6 protein-coding genes and 1 pseudogene are annotated in these 7,476 nt (G+C 47.7%); 3 read left to right on the top strand and 4 right to left on the bottom strand.

The features are described 5' to 3' along the window. The 3 genes and pseudogenes from AZH43_RS18710 to AZH43_RS07835 all read left to right on the top strand — a co-directional run. Window positions 1-405, top strand: a pseudogene (locus tag AZH43_RS18710) (hypothetical protein); the annotation flags it as partial. A 182-nt stretch (window positions 406-587) separates the two neighbouring features. After that, entirely contained in the window at window positions 588-956 is a 369-nt protein-coding gene (locus AZH43_RS18705) for a putative porin (RefSeq protein WP_161485909.1), read from the top strand. 322 nt (window positions 957-1,278) lie between these two features. Next, window positions 1,279-2,064, top strand: coding sequence for a putative porin (locus AZH43_RS07835; RefSeq protein WP_067668428.1), 786 nt, complete (start codon window positions 1,279-1,281; stop codon window positions 2,062-2,064). Between the two features lie 100 nt (window positions 2,065-2,164). On the opposite strand, the gene recJ is transcribed toward AZH43_RS07835, so the two are convergent. From recJ to guaB, 4 genes are all read right to left on the bottom strand, one after another. Then, window positions 2,165-3,868 (bottom strand): single-stranded-DNA-specific exonuclease RecJ, encoded by a 1,704-nt coding sequence (recJ, locus tag AZH43_RS07830; RefSeq protein ID WP_067668426.1) that lies wholly within the window; start codon window positions 3,866-3,868, stop codon window positions 2,165-2,167. Then, a complete protein-coding gene (gene pdxH / locus AZH43_RS07825; protein ID WP_067668424.1) occupies window positions 3,869-4,525 on the bottom strand; it encodes a pyridoxamine 5'-phosphate oxidase in 657 nt (218 codons plus the stop codon). It lies immediately after the preceding gene. Between the two features lie 12 nt (window positions 4,526-4,537). Beyond that, a complete protein-coding gene (glmM, locus tag AZH43_RS07820) occupies window positions 4,538-5,869 on the bottom strand; it encodes a phosphoglucosamine mutase (RefSeq protein ID WP_067668422.1) in 1,332 nt (443 codons plus the stop codon). A 127-nt stretch (window positions 5,870-5,996) separates the two neighbouring features. Beyond that, complete coding sequence (gene guaB, locus AZH43_RS07815; protein ID WP_067668421.1) at window positions 5,997-7,463, bottom strand: IMP dehydrogenase; 1,467 nt, start codon at window positions 7,461-7,463, stop codon at window positions 5,997-5,999. Between the last annotated feature and the right edge of the window lie 13 nt (window positions 7,464-7,476).

Genomic DNA, 7,476 nt, shown 5'->3' with positions numbered 1-7,476 from the left:
ATTCCAGCTGCAGATTACACTCTGTCTGATGCTGAAGTGGCGGATCTGAAATCAAAACTGTTAAACAGCGGCTTAAGCTCAGCTGAATTGATTGCCACTGCCTGGGACAGCGCGCGTACTTTCCGCGGGTCTGATTTTACTGGCTTTGGGCCTCACGTTMATTGCATCTTCAAGTTCTACAATGGTCAAATTGATGGCGGATTTACCTATTTTGACTATGATGATGACATCACTGACAGCTCAGGCGCTTTCGATGTAAAAGGCACGCTGTATTTCAATCCGGTCAATGCAAAAAATGGCCCGCTGAATGAAGCCGCTTTCTTAGGCCACAGCAGCAATGCTTCTTTGGCTTATACTTACGGCTATTGGGAAAGCAAAAATATTGCCGGCGCAGAGCAGGACAACAAAAGCAACAACATCAGCGCAGGCATTGAATATTTTATGAACAGTTTTACTTTGAAGGCGCCCTCGGTTTTACCCGAGCAAATGCTGAAGGCAAACTGAATGGCTTTCAGGTCTTTGATGAAGACTACGATTCTACGAACTACCGGGCTTTAGCAGGTTTCCTGCCGATCCCTAATTTATTATTGGCTGCCGGTATTGACGGCTATCAAGGCGACGATGATGACGATGATGACGATGATGACGATGAAGACAACCGCTTTGCCGTAAAAGCCAAATATGTCACGCCATTAAATAACGGCCAGTCCCTCAACCTTGAAGCCGACGGCGCATTTGGCGATACCGATACGGTTATGCTGGGCGCAGATTACTACTTCAACCCTGCCTTCAGTTTGGGCGCAGAATACAGCATTCAAGACAATGGGGATGATGACGCTGACTTCTTTGCTTTACGCACCAAATACTTTATCAATTCAGATTTTGCTGTAGGCGGCGCAATAGGTTTCGGTGACAATGTGAACCTGTTCAATATCAATGCAAGCTTCCGCTTCTAATAAAACACCTTTAAGCGAAAACATTTAAAAGGCATCTTCTGCAAGATGCCTTTTTTATATAGGCATTGCAGCATTTTCTTTAAATTGTGTCTAAATTTTATGCAAAAACTTAAAAATCCACAATATATACACAGTTTTAATAAAACAAAACATTAATATTTTATTTATATTATTCAATATCTTAAAATTAAAAACTTACACAAACTTACCGTGGACACATTTCTGTAACTTTCCAAAAATTGACGTGCTCAGGAATTGCTCTAGACTGAAAGTTGTAACAAAAAATGTATTATTTAAGCCAAATTTCAGAGGGGTATGATCCATGAAAAAATTAGCGATTGCTTCAGCTTTATTGTCAGCTTTAGCCATTACAGGTACTGCGCATGCTTACCAAGCAGAAGTCGGTGCTTCAGCGGGCTATATCGATCCTGACAACGGCAGCTCAGGCAGCGAATTCGGCGTGAACGGTACATATTATTTCAATCCGGTACAAACCCGTAATGCGCCCCTAGCAGAAGCGGCATTCCTTGACCGCGCCAGCAACGTCAACGCCCATGTGAATTTCGCAGACCGCGGTGATGTAGATGACAATACTTATGGCGCTGGCGTTGAATTCTTCGTGCCTAACTCAGATTTCTACTTAAGCGGCGATATCAGCAAAAATGAATTAGAGCGTAAAACTCCAGCCGGCAAAGTTGATTTTGACACCACATACTATGCTGCTGAAGTCGGTTACCTTCCCGCACCTGGTTTCTTAATTGCCGCTGGTTTAAAAGGTTATGACAACGACAATGATGACGGTGTAGATCCAACTTTGCGCGCGAAATACGTAACTACACTAAGCAATGGCAAAGACATCAACTTAGAAGCCGGCGCTGCGTTTGGCGATTTGGATGAATTCAATCTGGCAGCAGACTACTTCATCGACAAAACATTCAGTGTCGGTGCTGACTACTACAACAATGATCTGACAGATCAAAGTGAAGTCGGCATCAATGCCCGTAAATTCCTTAACCAGCAAGTCAGCTTAGAAGGCCGTGTCGGTTTTGGTGAAGCTGGCAGCAATGATTACAACTCATTTGGCGTAGCAGCGAAATACCGCTTCTAATCCAAGTTCATCTATCTAGCCAGATAGAAAAAACCGCTCGAAAGAGCGGTTTTTTTATTTTCAATTTGGCCAGTCTGCGTACAGGCAGCATACGCCTCCTTTACTGCGCTAAATGCAAAATCCGCAGCTGCAGGCTGGTTGCCCCGTTAAAGGTGTTTTTATCCAGTTCATACACCAAATGCACCTGCCCTTTCATCGGATCAAATGAATACTGATCCGCAGCATTAAAGGCAATGGCTTCCAGCACTTGTCCCGAAGCCAATGCAACCCGCAATTTCAGATGCACATCTTTAAGCCAGCGGTAATCCAATACTTTAAACCGCCCTTCAAAAATAGGCGCTGGAAATTTTTGCCCCCACGGCGTCAGCTGCTGCAGGGTATCAACCGTCGAAATTTGAAATGCATCTTCAGGCAGGCAGCCATCTGTCCACACTATAGACTGAAATAAACTTTCATCTTGCTCAGCCATCAGCTGTTCAAATACCGTTTTAAAAGCATCAAAATTTTCTTTCAGGATGGTCAAGCCCGCCGCCGCCGCATGCCCGCCAAAATGACTGACCAAATGCGGATGCTGCTCAGCAATCAGCTCGATACTGTCACGGATATGAATGCCTTCAATCGAACGCGCCGAACCCTTAATATGCTTGCCGTCTTCATCTGCGGCAAACACAATGGCCGGGCGGTGAAACTGCTCTTTTAAGCGCCCAGCGACAATGCCTATAACCCCTTGATGCCAATGCGGCTCAAACAGAATAAGCGCTGGCGGCAGGTTTTCCTGATCCAGCTGCAGCTGCTGCAGTTCTTGCAATGCATCCTGCTTCATCTGCGATTCGACTTGGCGGCGTTCAACATTCAGCTGATTCAGCTGCTGCGCCAGCGGATAAGCCGTCTGCAGATCCGGCGTAATTAAACACTCGATGCCAATGTCCATGGTGTCCATACGGCCGGCAGCATTAATCCGCGGCCCAAGCACAAAACCCAGATCCTGCGCTTTCAGCTCTGCAGGATCCCGCGCTGCAATATCCAGCAAAGCGCTGATGCCGGCACGGCATTGCCCCTGCTGAATCCGCTTTAAACCCGCATCAATTAAAATCCGGTTGTTATAATCCAGACTGGCGACATCGGCATAAGTCCCCAGCGCCACCAAGTCCAAATAACGGACCACCTTGGCAGAAGATTTACCCTGTTTGGCGCGCAAGCTGGACAAATTGGCCAGCACATAAAAGGCGACCCCGACACCCGCCAGCGCTTTGCTCGGAAAGTCACAGCCCAGCTGATTTGGATTCACCACCGCTTCTGCAGGCGGCGTAGCTTTGGTGGTCAGATGATGATCGGTAATAATCACCTGCATGCCATGCGCTTGCGCCTGTTCCACGCCAGTGTGACTGGAAATGCCGTTATCCACCGTAATCAGTAAATCCGGCCTAAATGATGTAAAAGCCAAATCTGCAATCGCCGGCGTTAAGCCATAGCCGTATTTAAAACGGTCAGGCACCAAATAATCCACCTGAGCGCCCATTTCACGCAAAGCCAGCAGCATTAACGCTGTGCTGGTTGCGCCATCGGCATCATAATCGCCGACGATCACAATTTTCTTTTGCTGATCAATCGCCTGATCGATCAGCTGAATAGCATCCTGCAGCCCTTTCATTTCCGGCGCCAGCAGATGTTTCAGCTTCAGCTCCAGTTCCTGCTTAGAAGTCACGCCGCGGCGCGCCAAAATCTGCGCGATAAACGGCGCAACGCCCTGAATCAATTCAGGGCGCGTCAATAAGGGTCTTTGCTGTATGAGAGTTTTCGGCATTTAAGGCATCAATCGCTGCAAAATCCATTTTCCGTCTTGTTTCTCATAACATAAACGGTCATGCAGACGGTTCGGACGGCCTTGCCAAAATTCATAATAATCCGGCTCTAAACGGTAGCCGCCCCAAAACTCAGGTTTCGCCAGTGTCTCTTTCTGTTCTACTTGGTCATGCAAGTTTTGGAAACGCTGCTGAAGCTCCTCACGGCTGGCAATTATGCCGCTTTGCGGGGTACTAATATGGGCTGCGATTTGGCTGTCGCGCGGACGCTTATGGTAGTAATCCGTAGATTCTGCTTCAGAAATTTTCACGACACGGCCTGAAACGCGGATTTGGCGTTCCTGTTCCTGCCAATAAAACAGCAATTCAGCATAAGGATTTTCAGCTAAATCATTGCCTTTCTGGCTGTCATAATTACTGTAAAAATCATAGCCGGAAGCCGCTGCGCCGCGCAATAAAACTGTACGCACATGCGGACGGCCTTGCGCATTGGCTGTCGCCAATGACATTGCATAAGGCTCGTGCAGCTGCGCTTCCAGCGCATGATTAAACCACAATAAAAATTGTTCATGCGGATTTGCATTGACTTGATCTTCATGCAGCTCACCTTTTTGGTAGCTCATGCGCAGTTCACTTAAATCTTTGATCATATCACTCATGATATTGCACCTTTATGCAGCGTTCGCACGCACGGCATCCGCCAAATGATTCGCCAATGCCGTCACTTCGTCCAGCTGGTCGCCTTCCACCATCACACGGATGACCGGCTCTGTACCTGATTTTCGGATCAGGATACGGCCGCGGCCTTTCAGCTGTTTTTCCGCTTGGTCAAACGCCGCAACGAGGGCGGGAACGGCATACGGGTCAAACATTTGCTTCAAACGCACATTGACCAAAACGTTCGGCAACAAATGGAAGCCCTCGGTTAATTCATGCAGCGCTTTTTGCTGCTCGACCATCACGGTCAGCACCTGAAGCGAGGCAATAATGGCATCGCCCGTTGTACTCTTGTCTAAAGTTAAAATATGCCCTGAAGGTTCACCGCCAGTGACCCAGCCATTGCTGTCCAAGCCCTGAAGAACATAACGGTCACCGACTTTTGCGCGTACAAAAGGCACTTGCGCTTTATCCAGCGCAAGTTCCAGCGCCATATTGCTCATCACCGTTCCGACGATGCCTGCCGGCTTATGGCTGCCTTGAGTCGCCAAGATGTACAGTATATGGTCGCCTGTTACCTGCTCACCATTTTTATCAACCATAATTACACGGTCAGCGTCGCCATCAAAGGCAATGCCCAAGTCCGCCTGATGCTCCAGCACGGCTTTCTGCAGGTCTTCGGGGTGTGTAGAACCGCAGTCCTGATTAATGTTCAAACCATCTGGGTCATTATAAAGCGCCACCACTTTTGCGCCTAATTCACGGTATACCGATGGCCCTACGCTGTAAGCTGCACCATTGGCGCAGTCCACCACAATTTTCAAATGCGATAAGTCTAAATGGTAGGGAAAAGTCGATTTACAGAATTCGATATAGCGCCCGTTGGCATCTTTGACCCGCACGCTTTTACCTAAATTGGCTGTGTCATCAATCACCATGTCATTTTCTAATTCTTGATTGATGGCATCCTGCAGCTCGTCAGGCAATTTTTTGCCTTCACTGGAAAAGAATTTAATGCCGTTATCAAAATACGGATTATGCGATGCTGAAATCACGATGCCTAAACTGGCATGCAGCGCACGGGTTAAATGCGCAATTGCAGGGGTCGGCAATGGGCCAAGCAAATGCACATAGACACCTGCTGCATTTAAGCCTGCCTGTAAAGCGGCTTCTAAAATATAGCCTGAAAGGCGGGTGTCTTTACCCAGCACAACAATTGGTTTGCTTTTTTTACTGGTGCGCTTTAATACTTTACCGGCGGCAAACCCCAGCTTTAATGCAAAGTCAGGTGTAATCGGAAGTTCCCCAAATTTTCCGCGAATGCCGTCCGTACCAAAATAACTCATCTTCTGCTCACTTTCTTATTAACGTTCGGTGATAACAATCCACCAATTTAAACTGGATTCACTTTACACCAAAAACAAAAAAGCCGTCATAGAAATGACGGCCTTTCAGTGCCTTGATTACTAAAAATCAACCAACACGGTAGTTTGGCGCTTCTTTAGTAATGGTTACATCATGCACATGCGATTCAGACATGCCCGCAGACGTAATTTTCACAAATTTTGCATTTTGACGCAGATCTTCAACAGTCGCAGAACCTGTATAACCCATAGAAGAACGCAAGCCGCCCATCATTTGATGCACGATATTGCCCATAGGACCTTTGTACGGTACACGGCCTTCAATGCCTTCCGGCACTAATTTTTCCGCACCCGCTTTCGAGTCTTGGAAATAACGGTCAGCAGAACCTGTCGCACCCGCCATTGCACCCAAAGAACCCATACCGCGGTAAGCTTTGTAGTAACGGCCTTGGAAGAATTCAACTTCGCCCGGCGCTTCTTCAGTACCCGCCATGAGCGAGCCGACCATGATGGTGCTTGCGCCTGCGCCGATTGCTTTCGCCATGTCGCCAGAGAAGCGGATACCGCCATCTGCGATCAATGGAATTTGATCTTTCAGGGCATTGGCAACACTGTCAATTGCAGAGATTTGCGGCATGCCGATACCGGCAACAATACGCGTCGTACAGATTGAACCAGGGCCGATACCTACTTTTACAGCATCTGCGCCAGCGTCAAGAAGTGCAAGCGCTGCATCGCCAGTTGCGATGTTGCCGCCAATCACTTGAACTTGCGGATAGTTGGCTTTTACCCAGCGTACACGTTCAATTACGCCAGCAGAATGACCATGCGCTGTATCAACAACAATGGCATCCACACCCGCTTCTACCAATGCTTCAACACGGCTTGGTGTTTCTGTACCAGTACCAACTGCAGCGCCGACACGCAAACGGCCAAGATCATCTTTACAGCTGTTTGGATATAATTCGGCCTTACGGAAATCAGTCACCGTAATTAAGCCTTTCAATTCATTGTTTGCGCCTACAACCAGCACTTTTTCAATGCGGTTCTTTTGCAGCAAGGCTTGAATATGTTCTTTAGATTCATTTTCACGCACAGTCACCAAACGGTCCTGGCCAGTCATAATGTTGCTGACCGGCTGTTCCAGATTGGTTTCAAAACGTGTATCGCGGCCAGTCACAATACCGACCACTTTGCCGTCTTTGACTACAGGCACACCGCTGATGTTGTTGGCTTGCGTTAAAGCGATCAGCTCGCGGACTGTGGTTTCTGGTGTCACGGTGATAGGATCTTTCACCATGCCCGCTTCAAATTTTTTCACACGGCGCACTTCAGCAGCCTGTGCTGAAATATCCATGTTTTTGTGCAAAATACCAATACCGCCGTTTTGCGCCATCGCGATCGCCATACGTGACTCAGTCACAGTATCCATTGCTGCTGAAACTAGGGGAATATTCAGATTAATGCCGCGAGTCAGGCGTGTCTTTAGAGAGACATCTTTTGGGAGGACAGTAGAGTAGGCAGGGAGTAATAAGACATCATCGAAGGTTAGCGCTTCTTGAACGATGGTCAACATAACAGTCTCACTG

Origin of the sequence: Acinetobacter pragensis, from assembly GCF_001605895.1 — a bacterium.
Classification (GTDB): Bacteria; Pseudomonadota; Gammaproteobacteria; order Pseudomonadales; family Moraxellaceae; genus Acinetobacter; species Acinetobacter pragensis.
This window is presented reverse-complemented; position numbering and strand designations above follow the sequence as displayed.